Here is a 1,900-nt window from a genome sequence, read left to right on the forward strand (position 1 = left end):
GGCTCCTGCTTAACAATAATGCCGGGGGCCTGCTGAGTCGCTTTCACGGGTTTTGCGACCAGCGCCGCAGCACGTTCGGCGGCTTCCAGGCGTTCAATTTTGGCGCTGATATCAGTGAACTGCTGCTGCAGGTTCGCAAACTCCGTCAGCTGCTCCGCAGTCAGCGTGCTGCCGCTGGCGTCAATGGTTGCCAGGGCCTGAACCTGTTCGTTGATACCCGCACGCTGACGACGCAATTCTTCAATCTGTGGCATTTGATTTCTCTCTTTTTAGACATAAAAAAAGCAGCCTGCTGGCTGCTTAAGGTGACGCGGTTTGTGTTTGCGCCGGGTTACATTTTGGTTTGCAGGTCCATCGCGGCTGCCTGCATCTGAATGGAGGTTTTTTGTCGGGGTTGCTGATACTTTGCCGCGATAGCATTGATCGCCGCCTGGGGGTCAGAGACTTCATCCGCCAGGCCGGCGGACACAGCGCCAGGGCCAAAATACAGCCCCGCCTGCGTATCAATGACGGCCTGCTGATTCAGGCCGCGATATTCGGCCACCGACCCCGTAAACGTCTCGTACATTTCGTCGATCATGCCCTGGAACATACCCAGCGACTCTTCACTCAGTGGTTCATGTTGGGTGCCGTTATTTTTGTTATCTCCCCGGTAAATGGTGGTGAACGTCAGCCCCATTTTTTCTTCCATCTTCGACGTATCGAGGTGCTCCATGATCACACCAATCGACCCCACGCCACTGGTCTGGCTGACGATGATTTTGCTGCAGGCCGATGCGATGAAATACGCGGCAGAATACGCGCTGTAGTTCACAATCGCCGTGATGGGCTTCGTATCGCGAGACTGATAAATGTAATCGGCCAGCTCCTTGCACCCCACCGCTGCGCCGCCGCCGGAGTTAATATCCAGAACGATTTCGCTGATTGAGGGGTCGTTTAACGCCGCCTGCAACTGCCCGCGGATCCGCTCGTAGCTGGTCAGCTCGGAGCACATCGCCGTAATCTGCCCCCGGCGTGGAACGAGAATGCCGTGAACGGGGATCACCGCCACCCCGCCGGTGGGCTGGACCTGCTCAGCAGCAGGTGATTTACCCGGATTCAATGCCATCTGAATGGCGGCATCTTCGGTGATCCCCTGAATACGGGGGATGAGCACCGCTTTCACGGAGTCCATTGTTTGCCGCGTCACGTAATGCGGCACGCCAAAGACCATATCTGCCAGGTGCGGCAGGTTAATTAATTTCGTTGTCATGTTGTCTTCCAGGTCATCCCGCGCGGCGGGAAATAATCAGGCTCTGGCCAGAAGGGTTTCGATTTCGGCCAGCTGTTTTGCTGTCGGCGACTTATCGCCAGGAAGGATCTGCGCGCTGTCGACCATATTGAGCGGCGTCAGGTATTTATCCCCGCCGGCAATTGGCGGCAGATTCTCCATACGCCGGATATCGTTAGTGGATAGCCATCCCCACTGGCGGCCCAGCGCATAAGATTCATAGCGTGATTTCTGATCGCCTCGCAGCAGCCCGGAAACATTGAACTCGATGTACAAATCGCGGCGTTCGCTGGGCAGAAGCAGATCGCGCTGCAGCGCACCCTCATGGCGTTTCAGCCAGGCCAGCAGCGTATACATCACGAACTGCAGGCCCTGGTGCTCGATGTTGTTGTTGGTTGCTTTCGCCAGCATCTGCACCATATGTGGCGGGATTTTATAGAGCCGGCAGACCTCTTCCACGCCCCACTGCCGCGACTGTAGCAGCTGCGCCTTTTCGTTATCCTGCGACAGTTGTTTGTAGCTCATGCCCTCCTGCAGCAATGCCACAGAGAACATATTGTGAATACCGGAATGGCGCTCGGTCCATTTCGCCAGCAGGCGATCAATAGCATCCTGGCTTTTAATGGTCGC

The 1,900-nt window shown here is 56.3% G+C and carries 2 protein-coding genes and 1 pseudogene; all 3 read right to left on the bottom strand.

Going from position 1 to position 1,900, the window contains the following annotated elements; translation table 11 throughout:
- A pseudogene (locus KHQ28_RS04360) lies at window positions 1–254 on the bottom strand (phage major capsid protein); the annotation flags it as partial.
- Window positions 255–331: 77 nt separating this feature from the next.
- A complete protein-coding gene (locus KHQ28_RS04365; RefSeq protein ID WP_064147921.1) occupies window positions 332–1,252 on the bottom strand; it encodes a S49 family peptidase in 921 nt (306 codons plus the stop codon).
- A 36-nt stretch (window positions 1,253–1,288) separates the two neighbouring features.
- Window positions 1,289–1,900: phage portal protein (locus tag KHQ28_RS04370; protein ID WP_117135351.1), on the bottom strand; the 612-nt coding region annotated here is incomplete at its 5' end.

The organism is Klebsiella sp. 28 (genome assembly GCF_018223905.1).
Lineage (GTDB): Bacteria > Pseudomonadota > Gammaproteobacteria > Enterobacterales > Enterobacteriaceae > Klebsiella > Klebsiella pneumoniae.